Here is a 16706-nt window from a genome sequence, read left to right on the forward strand (position 1 = left end):
ACGGGGAAACGCCGGACCATGGTCACCAGACGCTCCATATTGGGCGGCTCAGCCGCCAGCCTGCTCGCCCTTCCCGCGCTCGGCGCTTCCAAGAAACCCGGCGCGCCGACGAAGGGCTTCGTGCAGGTCAAGAACGGCCGGCTGATGCTGGACGGCAAGCCCTACCGCTTCGCCGGCGCGAACCTCTGGTACGGCGCCTGGCTGGGCTCGCCCGGGGCCACCGGCGACCACGCGCGGCTCAAGCGCGAGCTGGACCGGCTGAAGGCCATGGGCGTCACCAACCTGCGGGTCCTCGGCGCGGGCGAACGCTCGCCGGCCAAGGCCGCGGTATCGCCTACCTTCCAGGAAGAGCCCGGCGTCTACAGCCAGGACCTGCTGAAGGGCCTCGACGTCCTGCTGGCCGAGATGGCCGCGCGGGACATGAAGGCGGTGATCTACGTCAACAACTTCTGGGACTGGTCGGGCGGCATGCCGGCCTATCTGAACTGGGTCGGCAGCGGTCCGTGGTTCCAGCAGGGCGACCCCAATCATCCGTGGCCGGAATTCGCCGACTATTCCGCCCGCTTCTACGGCGACGCCAAGGCCAACGCCCTGTTCCGCCGCTACCTGCTGAGCCTGATCGGGCGGGTCAACACCGTCACCGGCAAGGCCTATCGCGACGACCCGACCATCATGGCCTGGCAGCTGGCCAACGAGCCGCGCCCGGCCGGCAGCGCGGCGTTCGGGGCCAAGAACCTGCCGGTCTACTATCAGTGGATCAACGAGGTCTCGACGATCATCAAGACCCTGGACCCCAAGCACCTGATCAGCACCGGCAGCGAGGGCGACATGGGTTGCCTGCAGAGCGAGGCCTGCGTGGTCGAGGCCCACAAGCCGGCCACCATCGACTACCTGACCCTGCACGTCTGGCCCAACAACTGGGGCTGGATCGACCCGAAGAAACAGCCGGAGACCTACGCCGCCGGCGAGGCCCGCTGCCGCGATTATGTCACCCGCCACATCGCCCTGGCCAAACAGCTGAACAAGCCGCTGGTCATCGAGGAGTTCGGCCTGATCCGCGAGAGCCGCGGCTTCGCCCCCGCCTCGGCGACGGCCGACAAGGACCGTTTCTACCGGACGATCTACGGCCTGGCCCTGGACGACATGAAGGCCGGCGGCCCGATCGCCGGCACCAACTTCTGGGCCTGGAACGGCGAAGGCCGCGCCCAGCATCCCGACGCCTGGTTCGCGGCCGGCGACAAGAGCTTCGTCGGCGATCCGCCCCAGGAGGAACAGGGCCTGTACGGCGTGTTCGACAGCGACGCCTCGACCATGGCCGTGATCACCGAGCACGCGGCGGCGGTGCGGGGGGTCTAACCCTAGCGCCTTCCCTAGGCCCCAGACACTGCCTCGTCCGCCGTTGACGAGTTCGATGACAAGTGTCAACGTCGATTCGTTGACACTTGTCATCGAGAGGCGACCATGAAGATCAGCTCGGCGGAAAGCGTGGTTATGGAGGCGCTGTGGCGGCGCAGCCCCCTGACCTCGGAAGCCATCATCACCGAGGTCGGCGAGCCGCAAGGCTGGACCGAGGGCACCGTCAAGGTGCTGATCAGCCGCCTGCTGAAGAAGAAGGCCATCACCGCCACGGCGGAGGGCCGGCGCTATCTCTATTCGCCGCTGGTCTCGCGTCGGGCCTATGTCGAGACCGAGAGCCAAGGCCTGCTGGACCGGCTGTTCAACGGGCGCCTGGCGCCGCTGGTCACCCACTTCTCCGAAGGCGACAGGCTGAGCGACGAAGACATCGCCGAGCTGAAGGCCCTGATCGAGAAGATCGGCAAATGAGCGGCGCGGTCCTGTCCCTCCTGACGCGTGGCAATATCGGTCTGGCGCTGGGCATCCTGCTGGTCCTGGCCCTGCGCCGCCCCGTACGCCGCGCGTTTGGCCCGCTGGCCGCCTACAGCCTGTGGCTGGCCGTCCCGCTGTGTACGGTCGCCAGCCTGCTGCCCGCCCATCCGCCGGCCGAGGCGATCGCCCCGGTGGTGTCGCTGGTCGCCACGGCGGCGCGGCGCGCCGGTCCCGTCGTTCGCGAGGCGCGAAGCCTGTCCGAGGTTCTGGTCGCGCTCTGGGCCATCGGCGTGGTGGGCGCAGCCGCCCTGTTCGTCTTCCGCCAACTGCGCTTCGTCCGCGCCCTGGGCCGCCTGGCGCCCTCGCCCACCGATCCCGCCCTGTGGCTGGGACAGCATACGGGCGCCGGGCCACTGCTGCTGGGCGCGCTGCGGCCGCGCATCGTGGCGCCCGCCGACTTTGAGGCGAGATTCCAAGGCCCGGCGCGCGACCTCGTCCTGGCGCATGAACGCGTGCACCTGGCGCGCGGAGACGCGGCGATCAACGCCCTGGTCGTGGCCTTGCGGTGCCTGGCCTGGTTCAACCCGCTCGTCCACCTGGCCGCCCGCCGTCTGCGTATCGACCAGGAGATCGCCTGCGACGCCGCCGTGGTCGAGCGCCATCCCAAAGCCTGCCGCCTCTATGCCGAGACCCTGCTCGGCACGTCCCTGACCCCGTTCGCCGCGCCGTTCGGCTGCCACTGGCCCGCCGTCGGCGTCCATCCCCTGAAGGAGAGGCTGATGATGCTGAACACCGCTTCGACGACTCCCCATCGCAAGGCCCTGGGCGTCGCCCTGGTCGGCCTCATCGGCCTCGCCGCCGCCAGCGCGGTCTGGGCCGCCAACCCGCCGGATGCGCCCAGGCGCGTGATGCCGATCTGGATTCAGAAACCCGGCGGCGAGGACATGGCGCGCTACTATCCGCCCGAGGCGATCAAGGCCGGCGTCAATTCCGCCACCGCCGTGATGGACTGCCGCGTCGCGGCCAGCGGCCGGTTGCAGGATTGCGTGGTGCGGAAGGAAGATCCCGCCCAGTACGGCTTCGGCGAAGCCATGCTCAAGCTCAGCCGGCACTTCCAGATGGCGCCCGAAGATCGCGACGGCCAGCCCACGGTCGGCGGCGTGGTCACCATCCCGGTCATGTTCTTCAACGCCGCGAGCTAGCCGCGAAAGGCGCCGGCGCGGCAAATATGCCAACCCAGGCCCCGCCCGGCGCGACGACGCGAACCGCCCGGAACAAGGCCTTCGATCGTCAGTGAAATAGTGGATTGCTACCGGTGTCACCCATGCTACCCCTTCCGGCAAGCTCGCCTCTAAGAAGCGCCGGAGGAACCGCCATGGACGCCCATTCCCGAACTCCCCCGAACATGACCCGCCGCACCCTGATCACCGGCGCCGCCGCCCTGACGGCCTATGCCGCCCTGCCCGCCGTCGGCTTCGCGGCCGAGAAGCGCTCGCCGGTCGTGACGACCACCAACGGCAAGGTGCGCGGCTACGTCGACGGCGAGGTCAGCGTGTTCAAGGGCCTGCGCTACGGGGCCGACACCGGTGGGGCGCGGCGGTTCATGGCGCCGGCCAAGCCGGAGCCCTGGACCGACGTCAAGGACGCCCTGGCCTATGGTCCAGCCTCAATGCAGCAGGGCAAGGGCGAGGAGGGCGAGACCCTCTCCGAGGACTGCCTGTTCCTCAACGTCTGGACCCCCGCGAAGGCCAGTCGGAAGGACGGCCTCGCCGACGGCGGCAAACGGCCGGTGATGTTCTACATCCACGGCGGCGCCTATAACGGCGGCTCGGGCGGCCATCCCTGGTACGAGGGGACCAAGCTGGCCAAGCGCGGCGACGTGGTGGTGGTCACGGTGAACCACCGCCTGAACGCGTTCGGCTATCTCTACCTGGCGCGGCTGTTCAACGATCCCGGCGTCGCCGACAGCGGCAACGCCGGCCAGCTGGACCTCGTCCTGGCCCTGCAATGGGTGCGGGACAACATCGCCCGCTTCGGCGGCGATCCAGAGCGGGTCATGTTGTTCGGCCAGTCTGGCGGCGGCGCCAAGATCGCGACCCTGATGGCCATGCCGGCCGCCAAGGGCCTGTTCCACCGCGCCGCCACCATGAGCGGCCAGCAGGTCACGGCCGCCGGCCCGTTCAACGCCACCAAGCGCGCCAAGCTGTTTCTCGAGAAGATCGGCGTGAAGGACCTGGCCGCCCTGCGCGCCATGCCCGCCGAAGAGATGCTGAACGGCCTGAAGGCGGTTGATCCGGTCGCCGGGTCGGGCGGGGTCTATATGGGTCCGGTGCTGGACGAGCGAACCCTGACCCGCCACCCGTTCTTCCCCGACGCCGCCCCCGAGGGCCTGTCCGTGCCCATGATGTGCGGCAACACCCACGACGAGACCCGCGGCTTCATCGGCTGGGACACGAAGGCCTTCGACATGACCTGGGACCAGGTGATCGCCAAGCTGCCCGGCCAGTTCAACGCCCGCATCGACATCGATCCCGAGACGGTGGTGGCCTTCTACCGCCGGACCTATCCGAACTATTCGCCGGCGGACGTCTATTTCGCCGCCTCGACGGCGGGCCGTTCGTGGAAGGCCGCGGTGATCCAGGATGAGGAGCGGGCCAAGGCGGGGGCTCCGGCCTACGCCTACCAGGTCAATTGGAAGTCGCCCAAGGACGGCGGGATCTTCGGCGCGCCGCACACGATCGACATCGGCCTGGTGTTCGGCACGCTGGACGCCAAGGGCTCGATCGTCGGGACCGGTCCGGAGTCGGTGGCGATGTCGAACACGATGAGCGACGCCTTCATCGCCTTCGCCCGCAGCGGCGACCCGAACGGCGGCGCGCTGCCCAAGTGGGAGCCCTACACCCTGCCCCGCCGCCAGACGATGGTGTTCGACAACATCTCGCGGATGGAGGACGACCCGCGCGGGGCCGAGCGCGAATTCTTCAATCGCGTGCCGTTCACCCAGTTCGGGACTTAAGTTTGGCGGCTGGTTCGTCCGTTTCCGGTCGGACAGGCCCTAGCTCGTACGGCGGCGCGGCCGGCAGATGATCGACGAGGATGCGCGCCGTCAGGTCCGCGTCCGCCTCGATCGGAGGCGGCTCGCCGAACACGGCCTCCCACAGATCGATCCACGCCTGACGCTCTTCGAACCGCACCGGACAGCTCCTTCAGTGGAGCCAAATGGCCCGTGCTGACAAAGGGTTGCTGGTTAACGGCGGGGTAACCACGAATAGTGGGGAACGCCCCCAAAAACGTGTCATCCCGGCCGCAGCGCAGCGGAGAGCCGGGACCTCGGCAAGCGCCGGCGTTTCCGGCGGTCCCGGCTCGGCGCGCTTCGCGCTTGGCCGGGATGACAGTAACTACGGAATCTCAAGCTCGAACGGCGTCGCCGGCAGGCCGGTGGTCCCGAACAGGTTCATGACCGGGCTGTCGGCCCAGGCGTAGCGGATCTTGGTCGGCGTCATCCCCGTCGGAACCGCCAGCCGCACGGCCGCCCCCTCCACCGTGCCGTCGACGAAGCGGCAGACGGCCGCGTCGCACAGCTCGAAGCCGGCCGGGCGAGCCGCGCCATAGACCACCAGCGGCTGGTCGAGGGTCACCACCACGCTCGCGCCCTCGCCCCGAGCCGAAAGCGGCGCCGGGCCCGAGGCGACCAGGCCCGCCTCGCCATAGGCCAGCTTGCGGGCCAGCAGGGCCAGGCGCTGGCCGACCCGCAGCTTGTCGGCCGGATGGATGTCGTAGGGCGAGCCGATGTCGACGGCCGAAGCCATGCCGACCTTGGGATCGGCCGCCGCCGTCCGGCGCTGGACGTTACGCAGGGCCGCCCAGTCGGACTTGCCGGGAATCGAGGTCTGCGGTCCGAAGGCGGCCAGCTGGACCAGCAGGAAGGCGTTGTCGCCGCCGCCGAAGGCTTGGCGCCAGTCAGCGATCAGGGCGGGCATCAGGCGGGCGTATTCAGGGGCCTCGGTGACGTTGGCCTCGCCCTGGTACCAGGCGAAGCCCTTGACCCCGAACGGGACCAGCGGCGCGATCATGCCGTTGCGCAGGGTCGAGAGGCCGCTGGCGCCCATCCACGGCGCGTGCGGCGGCAGGGCGGTGTCGGCCAGCGGCGCGGCGACCTTGTAGCGCCAGGTCCCGGAGAGCGGGACGAAGCTTCCATCGTCGAACTTCAGCCCCTTCTGAGCCGCCTTGCCCCAGGCGCCGCCGCCGCCGCCCGTGTCGACGACGCGCAGGGCGATGACGTTGCGGCCAGCCTTCAGCGCGCCTGGCGCCAGGCGGTAATCGCGCGGCGTGTCCCAGCCCTCCGTCGAGCCGATCTCGCGGCCGTTGACGAAGGTGGTGTCCATGTCGTCGACCGGCCCCAGCGTCAGGGTCGCGCCCCGGGCGGCCTGGGCCTTGGTCAGGGTCAGCTCGGTGCGTAGCCAGACCGTACCGTCGAAGCCGACGAGGTCGGGTGTGGCGTCCTCCCAGAACGCCTCCATCGGCAGGGTCTTCCAGGTCCGGTCGTCGAGGTCGGGGCGGCCCCAGTCCTTGGCGTTCGGAAGCTTGGCGGCCGCCCAGCGGTCCAGCATCGCGGCCCACCGGGGCGGCCCCAGCGCCGGGTCGCGGGCGTAGTCGTCGAGCACCGCCAGGCCCTCGTCATAGGTCTTCAGGGCGGCCAGGCCCTCGCGGCTGATCCAGTCCTGGATCACCGAGCCGCCCCAGGTGGCGTCGATCAGGCCGATCGGGACGTGGGTGGTCTTGCGCAGCTCGCGACCCATGAAGAAGCAGGCGGCGCTGAACTCGGCCGAGGTCTGGGGCGTCGAGACCTTCCAGACGACGCCGGCCGGCAGGTCGGCTTGGGGCGTGGGCTTGCTGATCTTGCCGGTCCGCAGCAGGCGGATGTCGGGGTCGGTGGCGCTGGCCACCTCGCCGTCGCCCGCCAGCGCGCGGCGCAGCGGATATTCCATGTTCGACTGGCCCGAGCACAGCCAGACGTCGCCCATCCGCAGGTCGGAAACGACCTGGCTCTGACCGCTCGCCTGGACCGTCAGGGTCAGGGCGGGGCCGCCACCGGAACGAGCCGGCAGGACCGCGCTCCAGCGGCCTTGGGCGTCGGCCGTGGCGGCCGTGGCGGCGCCGGACAGGTCGATCGCAACGGCCGCGTTGGGCGCGGCCTGGCCCCACACCCGGATCGGCTGGTCGCGCTGCAGCACCGCATGGTCGCTGAACACCGAGGCCAGCGGGCCGGCGGCGGCTTGCTGGGAAACGCCCAGCGCGGTGGCCAGGATGAGAGCTTTCAGCCGCATGGGGCTTCCTCGTCTATTGCGCGGCCTTGGCCGGGCACACCGCCCCGGCCGGATCCGCCGTCAGCTTCACATTGGCGATCGACACCTGGAACGTCCCGGCCGTGGCCAGTTCGAATGGCGCGACCACCTTGGTGACGTCGGTCCCCGCGGCCTGGAAGCACTTCAGCGGGATCTTGACGCTGGCCCACTGACCGGTCGGCGTTCCGGGCGGCGGCGTGACGTCCAGGCGGCCCGCGCCGATCGCCAGGATCACCGGCTTCGAAGCGGCCGCGTCCAGCCGGTAGTCGAAGCTCAGCGCCATGTCGGCATTGGTCTGGAACGACAGGTCCAGCGGCCTGTCGCCGACGATCGACAGCTTGCCCGGCTTGTCGCCCGAGAAGGTGACCTGACGGCCGGCCTCCTGCACGCCGCCGGCGTCGACCGGGGCCAGCTGGACGGCCGTGCTCGGCGAGGCCCGGAACTCGAACGGCGGCGGGGTCTTGCCGCCGACGAAGTAGTTGACCGCATTGTCGGCCACCGGCTTGACGCCCGACACTTCCGACAGCTTCCCGAGCTTGCCGGGCCGGGCGTAGCTCAGGCCATAACCATAGGCGAACAGCGGGTCATAACCTTTGTCGCCCTTGTTCAAGGTGAACTGGGCCGCCGTCTTCGGCCAGCTGAACGACAGCTTGCCGTGGAAGTCATTGCGCGGCTTGCCCGCCTTGTCGCCGATCAGCACGTCGGCGATCCCGCCGCCTTCCGAGCCCGGCAGCCAGGCGGCGACGAAGGCGTCCGAGGCGTTGATCTCGGGATTGACCCACAACGGACGGCCGCTGAGGAACACCGCCACCACCGGCACCCCCTTGGCCTTCAGGCTCTTGAGCAGGGCCAGGTCGGTCTTGGCGCCCGGCTGGTATTCCAGCGTAGTCTTCAGGTCGCCGACACCTTCCGCATACGGATTTTCGCCGAAGACGACGATGGCGACGTCCGGCTTGGTGTCGAAGGCGCCGTCGACCGCCAGGGCCGCCTTGCCGCCGCCGGCCTCGACCGCGGTCTTCACGCCCGACCAGATCGACTCGGCGTTGGGGAAGTCGGCGTTGGCGTTGCCCGTGCCTTGCCAAGACAGGGTCCAGCCGCCCGACTGCTTGCCGATGTCGTCGGCGCCCGAGCCGGCGACCAGCACGGTCGCGCTGGCCTTCACCGGCAGGACGCCGTTGTTCTTCAAGAGGACCAGCGACTTGCGCACAGCCTCGCGGGCGATGGCCCGGTGCTCGGGGGCGCCGATCACGCCTTCGCGGCCCTCGTTGGGACGCGCGGCCTGGAACAGGCCCATCTTGGCCTTCACCCGCAGGATGCGGCGGACCGCATCGTCCAGGCGCGCCATCGGGATCACGCCCGACTTCACCTCGGCCAGGGTGTTGGCGTAGAGCGCCTTCCAGCTGTCCGGGGCCATGAACATGTCGAGGCCGGCGTTGATCGACTGCGGACAGTCGGTGGGCTTGCAGCCCGGCACTTGGCCGTGGCCGTTCCAGTCGCCGACCACGAAGCCGTCGAAACCCATCCTGCCCTTCAGCACGTCGGTCAGCAGGCTCTTGTTGCCGTGCATCTTGGTCCCGTTCCAGCTGTTGAACGAGGCCATGATGGTCAGCGTCCCGGCGTTGATCGCGGGGACATAGCCCTGGGCGTGCAGGCGGATCAGCTCGCTTTCCGGAACCTTGGTGTCGCCCTGGTCATGGCCGTTCTCGGTGCCGCCGTCGCCCAGGAAGTGCTTGGCGCTGGCGGCCACATGGCCTTGCTGAATGACACCACCTTGAGAGACGGCTCCCTGCAGGCCCAGGATCATCTGGCCGGCATAGTCGCGGACGATGGCCGGGTCTTCCGAATAGCCTTCATAGGTCCGACCCCAGCGGTCGTCGCGCGGCACGGCCAGGGTCGGGCCGAACGCCCAGTCGAAACCGGCGGCCGAGGTCTCCAGCGCCGTGGCCTTGCCGATGCGGCGGATCAGCTCGGGATCGTGCGCCGCGCCCAGGGCGATGTTGTGCGGGAAGAGGGTGGCGCCGACGACGTTGTTGTTGCCGTGCACGGCGTCCATGCCGAACATCAGCGGGATGGGCGTGCCGCCCTGGCGCTGGGCCGCGCCTTCGCGGAAGGCGCGGGCGGTGTCGACCCAGGGCTTCTGCGGCGAGCGGTCGGGCGCGCCGATCGGCGGCGAGCTGCCGCCGCCCAGGATCGAGCCCAGCGGATAGGTCTTCAGGTCCTCGGGCTTGATCTGGCTGATATCGGCCTGGATGACCTGGCCGACCTTCTCTTCCAGCGTCAGCTTGGCCAGCAAGCCGTCGACGAAGGCTTCGGTGGCTGGATCGACCAGGCCCTGGCTCTTGGCCGCCGGCCACTGGGCGGGATGGGCGGTCGCTTGCGGGCTTTCGGCGACCGCGGTTGCGCCCGTCAGAAAGGTCGACGCCAACAGGGCGACGCAGAGGGTCTTGGTGTTCATTACTCCCCAACTCTTCTCGTTCGACGGCCACGCACCGCGTGGACAACGTTGTCATACCCCTGGACGGCGATCCATCCCCCGCCTATTTTGTATGACAAATACAGAACAAAACTGGGTTGGGAACTCCTAATGATGCGGCCATTGAAGTTTTTGACAGCGCTGACAGCGGCGACCCTGTTCGGCGGCGCGGCGGCGTCGGCCTTGGCCGCCGAACAGGTCGCGACCTCGCCCGACGGCCAGACCGAGATCCGGCTGTCGGACGCCAATGGCCAGGCCAGTTTCACCCTGAAGTTCAAGGGTCAGACCCTGATCACGCCCTCGCCGCTGGGTCTGGTGCTGGACAAGGGCGGGACGCTGTCGCGCGGGGTGACGATCGTCGGCGCCGCGACCCGGACCGTCGACCAGACCTACGACCTGGTGGCCGGGAAAGCCCGGACCGTGCGCGACCGCTTCAGCGAGACCACCGTGGAATTTCTGGAAACCGGCGGGCTGCAGCGGCGGCTGAAGGTGATCGCCCGCGCCTATGACGACGGCGTCGCCTTCCGTTACGTGCTGCCCGACCAGGTCAAGCTGGCCGGCGTGGCGGTGCGGGGCGAGGAGACGCGATTCGACTTCGCCGGCGACGACAGCTGCTGGGCGCTGAACCTCGGCCGTTTCGGCACCTCGCACGAGGGCGAGTACGACGCGATCAAGGCCAGCGGCTTCCACCCCACGGCGCTCTACGAGCTGCCGGTGGTCTGCCAGACGGCGAAGGGAACGGCCTTCGCCCTGGCAGAGGCCGACCTGAAGAACTGGGCCGGTCTGTACCTGACCGGTCGCGGCGACGGCGGCCTGGGCCTGCAAGCCCAGCTGTCGCCGCGCCTGGATGATCCGTCCAAGGCCGTGCTGACCCGGATCGGAACCGACACGGTCTCGTCGTGGCGGGTGGTGATGGTCGGCGACGCGCCGGGCGACCTGGTGTCGTCGAACCTGATCACCAGCCTGAACCCGCCGACCGCCCTGACCGACACCAGCTGGATCAAGCCCGGCAAGGCGGCCTGGGACTGGTGGAACGGCTCCAAGGTCGAAGGTGTCGCCGGCCATAGTGGAGGGGATGGCGGCGGCATGAACGACGCGACGATGAAGCGCTTCATCGACTTCGCCGCCGCCAACAAGCTGGAATACATGCTGATCGACGACGGCTGGTACGCCGGCTCGGGCCAGGCGCCGACAATTCTTCCGGGCACGGACGTTCTCCGCGCCATCCCCGCCATCAACGTGCAGGACCTGGTCGCCTACGGCCGCGACAAGGGCGTGGGGATCATGCTGTGGGTCCACTGGAAGGCCCTCGACGCCCAGATGGACGAGGCCCTGGCGGCCTATGAGGCCTGGGGCGTGAAGGGGATCAAGGTCGACTTCATGGACCGCGACGACCAGCAGATCGTCGACTTCTATCACCGCCTGCTGACCAAGGCCGGCCAGCACCGGTTGATGGTCGACCTGCACGGCGCCTACCGCCCGACCGGCCTGACCCGCACCTATCCGCACTTCGTCACCCAGGAAGGCGTGATGGGGGCCGAGTACAACAAGTGGAGCCGGCGGGTCACCGCCACCCACAACGTCACCCTGCCGTTCACCCGGATGCTGCTGGGGCCGATGGACTACACGCCGGGCGGCTTCAAGAACGTCCGGCCGGCCGAGTTCAAGAACCAGTTCGTTCTGCCCACGGTCCAGACCACGCGCGGCCAGGCCCTGGCCATGTACGTGGTCTATGACAGCCCGCTGTCGATGGTCTCGGACAGTCCTCTGACCTACGCCGCCTCGCCCGCCGGGCTGGACTTCGTCAGCGCCGTCCCGACCACCTGGGACGAGACCCGGGTGCTGTCGGGCCAGATCGGCCAGTCAATCGTCATCGCCCGCCGCAAGGGCGCCGAATGGTGGGTCGGGGCCATGACCAACGAGGCGGGCCGGATCGTGAAGGTCCCGCTGGCCTTCCTCGGCGCCGGCCGCTTCCAGGCCGAGATCCGCGAGGACGGGGCCGAGCCCACCGCCCTGAAGACCCGAACCCAGACGGTCGGCGCCCAGCAGACCCTCACCCTGACGCTCGCCCCTAGCGGCGGCGGCGTCGTGCGCCTGACCCCGGCGAAGTAGCGAGCTTTCCATGACCTTTTCACGACGCGACCTGATGGCCGCCGGCGCGGCCCTGACCGCCAGTCCCGCGCTGGCCGCCACCAAAGGCCCGTTCCAGCCGAACTGGGAGTCCCTGGCCGCCGGCTACAAGGTCCCGGACTGGTTCCGCGACGCCAAGCTCGGCATCTGGGCGCACTGGGGCCCACAGTGCGTGCCCGAGTTCGGCGACTGGTACGGCCGGCAGATGTATATGCAGGGCAACCGGGTCTATGAGCACCACCTGAAGACCTACGGCCATCCGGCCGACTTCGGCTTCATGCAGTTCATTCCGCGCTGGAAGGCGCAGAACTGGGATCCCGACGCCCTGATGAAGAAGTACGTCGCCGCTGGCGCGAAATACTTCATGTCGATGGCCAACCACCACGACAACCTCGACATGTTCGACAGCCGCCACCACGCCTGGAACACCACGCGCATAGGCCCCAAGCGCGACATCGTCGGGACATGGGCCAAGGTCGCCCGCGCCCATGGCCTGAAATTCGCGGTGTCCAATCATAGCGCCCACGCCTGGCACTGGTGGCAGACGGCCTATGGCTACGACGCCGAGGGGCCGCGCAAAGGCCAGCGCTACGATGCGTTCCAGCTGACCAAGGCCGGCGGCAAGGGCCAGTGGTGGCAGGGCCTGGATCCGCAGGCTCTCTACACCGGCCGAAACATGGTGATCCCGGACGGCATCGACAGCATCAAGGCCGCCAACGCCTGGCACGACAAGCACGACGGCGAGTGGATCGAGACGCCGCCGCCGAACAATCCCGCCTTCGTGCGCAACTGGCTGCTGCGCCAGAACGACCTGGCCGATCGCTACAAGCCCGACATGGTCTATTTCGACAACTTCACCCTGCCGTTGGGCTGGGCCGGGTTGGAGGCGACGGCGCACTACTACAACAACGCGGTCCAGCGTCTGGGCCGGACCGACGTGGTGGTCACCGGCAAGAAGCTGTCGCCCCTGCAGCGGCGCGGCATCGTCGAGGACATCGAGCGCGGCTTCTCTGACCGCCTGCGCGACGAGCCGTGGCAGACCGACACCTGCATCGGCGAGTGGCACTACAGCCGCCCCCTCTACGAGCGGAACGGCTACAAGTCGGGCCGCGACGTGATCCAGCGGCTGCTGGACGTGGTCAGCAAGAACGGCTGCCTGATGGTCTCCATTCCCCTGCGCGGCGACGGCACGATCGACGACAAGGAAGAAAAGATCCTGGCCGACATGGCCAGCTGGATCGCGGTCAACGGCGAGGCGATCTACGCCACCCGCCCCTGGCGGATCTTCGGCGAGGGCCCGACCAAGCTGGTCGAGGGGATGATGAACGAGGGGGGCGCCAAGCCGTTCGAAGCGACCGACATCCGCTTCACCACCAAGGCCGGCGCGCTCTACGCCCTGCCGATGGCCTGGCCGGAAGGATCGCTGACGATCGAGAGCCTGGCGAGCGGGCGCGCGCCCGGCGAGGTTCGGCGCGTGGCCCTGCTGGGCGGGGCCGATCCCCTGCCCTTCCGCCGCGAGGCGAGCGGTCTGGTCGTCGACCTGCCAAGCCGTCGGCCGGCCTTTACGCCGGCGCTGAAGATCGAAGGGCCGGGTTTGGTCTAGACCACGAAAAAGGGGCGGACCCGAAGGTCCGCCCCTAGTCGTGTCGCGGCCATAATCACGGCCGCGAGGAAGCTTCCGCTTAGCGGAACAGGCTCAGGATCGACGACGAAGACTGGTTCGCGATCGACAGGGCCTGGACGCCCAGCTGCTGCTTGGTCTGCAGCGATTGCAGGCGGGCGCTTTCCTTGGCCAGGTCGGCGTCCACCAGGTTGCCAACGCCGGCTTCCAGGCTGTCTTGCAGCTTGCCGACGAAGGTCAGGTGGGTGTCGAGGCCGGTCGAGGACGTACCCAGCGAGGCCAGCTTGTTGGTGGCCGTCTGGATCGCGTTGGCGATGTCGGTCAGCTTGAGCTTGGCGTCGGCGGCGCTGGTGAAGGTCGTGCCCGTCAGGTTCAGGCCGGCCAGGGTCAGCGTCTTGGCGTTGACCGTGAAGCCCGTGCCGTCCGAGTTGGCCAGGAAGGTCAGCTTGGTGGTCGAGCCGTCCGAGATGCTGATGCCGTTGAACTTGGCGTTCGTGGCGGCCTTCTCGACTTGGTCACGCAGCGAGATGTAGTCGGCTTGCAGGGCGTTGAACGAAGCGGTGTTCAGCGAGGTGTCGGAAGCGGCCAGGGCCTTTTCCTTCATCTTGCCCAGCAGGTCGGTGATGGTGTCGCCGGCGGCCAGCGCGACGTCGATGGTGGACTGACCGCGTTGCAGCGAGTCCTTCACGGCGTTCANTTTCCTTCATCTTGCCCAGCAGGTCGGTGATGGTGTCGCCGGCGGCCAGCGCGACGTCGATGGTGGACTGACCGCGTTGCAGCGAGTCCTTCACGGCGTTCATGCTGTTGGCGGTGGCGGTCTGGCCCTTGGCCATGGCCCAGATGGCGCCGTTGTCCTTGGCGCTACCGACCTTCTTGCCGGTGTTGATGCGCTGCTGGACGGTCTGCAGTTCGGCGTTCGTCGCGTTCAGGTTTTGCAGGGCGATCAGGGCCCCGCTGTTCGTGTTGATGCTGTTCAGCGCCATGACGAAACAACTCCTATTCGAGGTGTTCCGGCGTCATTTTGACGGCCGGTGGGCATTTTACCCACGGCCAGTATCCAAGCTTTAGCTTTCTACTTCGTTGAGGAAATAATGTCGCATGCTTAAGATTAGGAACTATTTTATTAATGATCAAATGAGCAGAAAGTAAAAACTCGACCTCGAAATGAGTCGAGATTGTCTCAAAATGGCACAACTAATCTATGACTCTTCGGGCTGGCAGACTCGCTCGATTCAGCTCGATTAAGGCGCGCAGAGTCTAGGCGATTCAGGCGTCCCGGCGCCGGCGCGAGATCCACGGAATCCTTGTGGGGCGGCTCTTCAGCATGCGTCCGGACGCACCGACGGCGCTCAGCGACCGGCCAGGTATAGGCGTCGCGACCGATAGGGTTTGGCGACCGCGCGCAGGGTCAAGACGAAGACCACGGCCTTCCAGAGCTCGAACAGGAAACTGAACCGACGACGCATCGAGAGACTCCTTTTCCTAACTCAACGAAGAAAAGGCCGACCGGCTCCCGGGAGGGGGAAAGGAACCGGCCGGCCTCCGACGGCCGGTCGCTGGGAAATGCGGCCGGCCTACAGCGCGGTGACTTGGATCAGCCGTGCAGCTTGATGGCGGTCTCGGCGATCTTGCGGCCCTGGTAGCGGGCGCCGACCAGTTCGTTCTCGCTGGGCTGACGCGAGCCGTCGCCGCCGGCGATGGTGGTCGCGCCGTAGGGGCTGCCGCCGGTGACCTCGTCCAGGGTCATCTGGCCCGCGTGGCCATAGTCCAGGCCCACGATTGTCGTGCCGAAGTGCAGCAGGTTGGTGATGATCGAGAACAGGGTCGTCTCCTGGCCGCCATGCTGGGTGGCGGTCGAGGTGAAGGCCCCGCCGACCTTGCCGTGCAGCGCGCCGCGCGCCCACAGGCCGCCGGCGGCGTCAAAGAAGGCGGCCATCTGCGAGGCCATGCGGCCGAAACGGGTCGGGGCGCCGACGACGATGGCGTCGTAATTGGCCAGGTCCTCGACCGAGGCGATCGGGGCTTCCTGGTCGAGCTTGAAGTGAGCGCCCTTGGCGATGGCTTCCGGAACGGTTTCCGGCACGCGCTTGATGTCGACGGTCGCGCCGGTTTCGCGCGCGCCCTCGGCGATGGCCTTGGCCATCGTTTCCAGGTGACCGTAGGACGAATAGTAGAGAACCAGAACCTTGGCCATGACGGCCTCCTTGCCTTGAGATCGGAGGCGAGGACGTCGCGTCCCCGTCGTTGAGGGAGGTTTTGGCGCCGGTTGGACTTGCGCGATATCCGAATAAAATCGTCTATAACGTTCGGATAATTCGAACGATGGCGAGCCATGATGAGCGAACCCGGAACCCCGACCCTGGACCAGCTGACCGTCTTTCTGGCGATCGTCGAGACGGGCGGTTTCGCGGCCGCCGCGCGGCGGCTGAACCGGGCCAATTCGGTGGTCAGCTACGCGATCGCCAATCTCGAGGCGCAGCTGGGCCTCACCCTGTTCGACCGCGCCGCGGCCAAGACGCCGGTGCTGACCGAGGCCGGCAAGGTGGTGCTGGCCCAGGCCCGGGTGATCGCCGGCGACGTCGCCGACTTGAAGGCCAAGGCCAAGGGCCTGCTGCAGGGCCTGGAGGCCGAGGTGCATCTGGTGCTGGACGTCATGCTGCCCACGGCCCGGGTGGTCGACGCGTTGCGGGCCTTCCGCGAGGCCTTTCCGACCGTGACCCTGCGCCTGCATGTCGAGGGCCTGGGGGCGGTGACCCAGATGGTGCTGGACCGCGGCGCCACCCTGGGCGTGGCCGGGCCGCTGGACGTGGTCAACGGCGGCGACGAGTTGGTCACCATCGCCATCGGCTCGACCCTGCTGATCCCCGTGGCCGCGCCCAGCCATCCGCTGGCCCAAGGCGCGAACCTGCCGGGCGCAGGCCGTAGCCACACGCAGTTGGTCCTGACCGACCGCTCCAAGTTGACCGAGGGTCGCGACTTCGCCGTCGCCAGCGCTCACACTTGGCGGCTGGGCGACCTGGGGGCCAAGCACATCCTGCTGAAGGAGGGCCTAGGCTGGGGCAACATGCCCGAACCCATGGTCCGCGAGGACCTGGCGGCCGGCCGCCTGAAGCGGCTGGACATGCCCGAGCTGGTCGAGGCGCACTATCCGCTGCACGCCATCTATCGTGGGGATACGCCGCCGGGGCCGGCGACGGGGTTCCTGATCGAGCGGCTCAGAGGCCAATCCAACGACCCTTATCCCTCGGGGGAATCTGGCCGTCCTTGACGACCAGCCCCCCGCTCGACCTCGTCAACGCATATCGGCAAG

11 protein-coding genes and 1 pseudogene are annotated in these 16706 nt (G+C 68.3%); 7 read left to right on the forward strand and 5 right to left on the reverse strand.

The features are described 5' to 3' along the window. Positions 1–18 precede the first annotated feature (18 nt). From ASC70_RS06580 to ASC70_RS06595, 4 genes are all read left to right on the forward strand, one after another. On the forward strand, positions 19–1356 hold the full coding sequence (locus ASC70_RS06580; protein ID WP_056047802.1) for a cellulase family glycosylhydrolase: 1338 nt from the start codon (positions 19–21) through the stop codon (positions 1354–1356). A 105-nt stretch (positions 1357–1461) separates the two neighbouring features. Beyond that, complete coding sequence (locus ASC70_RS06585) at positions 1462–1824, forward strand: BlaI/MecI/CopY family transcriptional regulator (RefSeq protein WP_056047804.1); 363 nt, start codon at positions 1462–1464, stop codon at positions 1822–1824. Beyond that, positions 1821–3029, forward strand: coding sequence for a M56 family metallopeptidase (locus ASC70_RS06590; protein ID WP_056047807.1), 1209 nt, complete (start codon positions 1821–1823; stop codon positions 3027–3029). The genes ASC70_RS06585 and ASC70_RS06590 overlap by 4 nt, the downstream gene beginning before the upstream one ends. A 203-nt stretch (positions 3030–3232) precedes the next feature. Further along, positions 3233–4843: a carboxylesterase/lipase family protein gene (locus ASC70_RS06595; protein WP_056048486.1), complete on the forward strand. Its 1611-nt coding sequence runs from the start codon at positions 3233–3235 to the stop codon at positions 4841–4843. A 382-nt stretch (positions 4844–5225) separates the two neighbouring features. Here ASC70_RS06595 and ASC70_RS06600 read toward each other — a convergent pair whose 3' ends face one another. Together ASC70_RS06600 and ASC70_RS06605 are read right to left on the reverse strand one after the other, a co-directional pair. Continuing rightward, entirely contained in the window at positions 5226–7154 is a 1929-nt protein-coding gene (locus ASC70_RS06600) for a sialate O-acetylesterase (RefSeq protein WP_056047809.1), read from the reverse strand. 13 nt (positions 7155–7167) lie between these two features. After that, a complete protein-coding gene (locus tag ASC70_RS06605) occupies positions 7168–9627 on the reverse strand; it encodes an exo 1,3/1,4-beta-D-glucan glucohydrolase (protein WP_056047814.1) in 2460 nt (819 codons plus the stop codon). A 129-nt stretch (positions 9628–9756) separates the two neighbouring features. Here ASC70_RS06605 and ASC70_RS06610 point away from each other — a divergent pair, with 129 nt between their 5' ends. Both ASC70_RS06610 and ASC70_RS06615 read left to right on the forward strand, forming a co-directional pair. Continuing rightward, complete coding sequence (locus ASC70_RS06610) at positions 9757–11757, forward strand: glycoside hydrolase family 97 protein (protein ID WP_082539842.1); 2001 nt, start codon at positions 9757–9759, stop codon at positions 11755–11757. Between the two features lie 10 nt (positions 11758–11767). Further along, positions 11768–13378: an alpha-L-fucosidase gene (locus ASC70_RS06615; protein WP_056047817.1), complete on the forward strand. Its 1611-nt coding sequence runs from the start codon at positions 11768–11770 to the stop codon at positions 13376–13378. A gap of 79 nt (positions 13379–13457) precedes the next feature. Here the strand turns inward: ASC70_RS06615 and ASC70_RS06620 are convergent. The 3 genes and pseudogenes from ASC70_RS06620 to wrbA all read right to left on the reverse strand — a co-directional run. Further along, positions 13458–14092 (reverse strand): flagellin (locus ASC70_RS06620; protein WP_082547411.1); only part of this gene is annotated, 635 nt, incomplete at its 5' end. Position 14093: 1 nt separating this feature from the next. After that, a pseudogene (locus ASC70_RS24405) lies at positions 14094–14379 on the reverse strand (flagellin); the annotation flags it as partial. 611 nt (positions 14380–14990) lie between these two features. Continuing rightward, positions 14991–15590 carry an NAD(P)H:quinone oxidoreductase gene (gene wrbA / locus ASC70_RS06630; protein ID WP_056047822.1) on the reverse strand — a complete coding sequence of 200 codons (600 nt, stop codon included), beginning with the start codon at positions 15588–15590 and terminating at the stop codon, positions 14991–14993. Positions 15591–15731: 141 nt separating this feature from the next. Between wrbA and ASC70_RS06635 the strand changes: the two genes are divergently transcribed. Continuing rightward, positions 15732–16664, forward strand: coding sequence for a LysR family transcriptional regulator (locus ASC70_RS06635; protein ID WP_056048491.1), 933 nt, complete (start codon positions 15732–15734; stop codon positions 16662–16664). Positions 16665–16706 lie beyond the last annotated feature (42 nt).

This window comes from Caulobacter sp. Root343 (assembly GCF_001425745.1).
Classification (GTDB): domain Bacteria; phylum Pseudomonadota; class Alphaproteobacteria; order Caulobacterales; family Caulobacteraceae; genus Caulobacter.

What these genes read in the sequence shown, in the direction of transcription:
- ASC70_RS06580 (WP_056047802.1), top strand. Translation starts at nt 19, where the DNA reads ATGGTCACCAGACGCTCCATATTGGGCGGCTCAGCCGCCAGCCTGCTC.
- ASC70_RS06585 (WP_056047804.1), top strand. Translation starts at nt 1,462, where the DNA reads ATGAAGATCAGCTCGGCGGAAAGCGTGGTTATGGAGGCGCTGTGGCGG.
- ASC70_RS06590 (WP_056047807.1), top strand. Translation starts at nt 1,821, where the DNA reads ATGAGCGGCGCGGTCCTGTCCCTCCTGACGCGTGGCAATATCGGTCTG.
- ASC70_RS06595 (WP_056048486.1), top strand. Translation starts at nt 3,233, where the DNA reads ATGACCCGCCGCACCCTGATCACCGGCGCCGCCGCCCTGACGGCCTAT.
- ASC70_RS06600 (WP_056047809.1), bottom strand. Translation starts at nt 7,154, where the DNA reads ATGCGGCTGAAAGCTCTCATCCTGGCCACCGCGCTGGGCGTTTCCCAG.
- ASC70_RS06605 (WP_056047814.1), bottom strand. Translation starts at nt 9,627, where the DNA reads ATGAACACCAAGACCCTCTGCGTCGCCCTGTTGGCGTCGACCTTTCTG.
- ASC70_RS06610 (WP_082539842.1), top strand. Translation starts at nt 9,757, where the DNA reads ATGATGCGGCCATTGAAGTTTTTGACAGCGCTGACAGCGGCGACCCTG.
- ASC70_RS06615 (WP_056047817.1), top strand. Translation starts at nt 11,768, where the DNA reads ATGACCTTTTCACGACGCGACCTGATGGCCGCCGGCGCGGCCCTGACC.
- wrbA (WP_056047822.1), bottom strand. Translation starts at nt 15,590, where the DNA reads ATGGCCAAGGTTCTGGTTCTCTACTATTCGTCCTACGGTCACCTGGAA.
- ASC70_RS06635 (WP_056048491.1), top strand. Translation starts at nt 15,732, where the DNA reads ATGAGCGAACCCGGAACCCCGACCCTGGACCAGCTGACCGTCTTTCTG.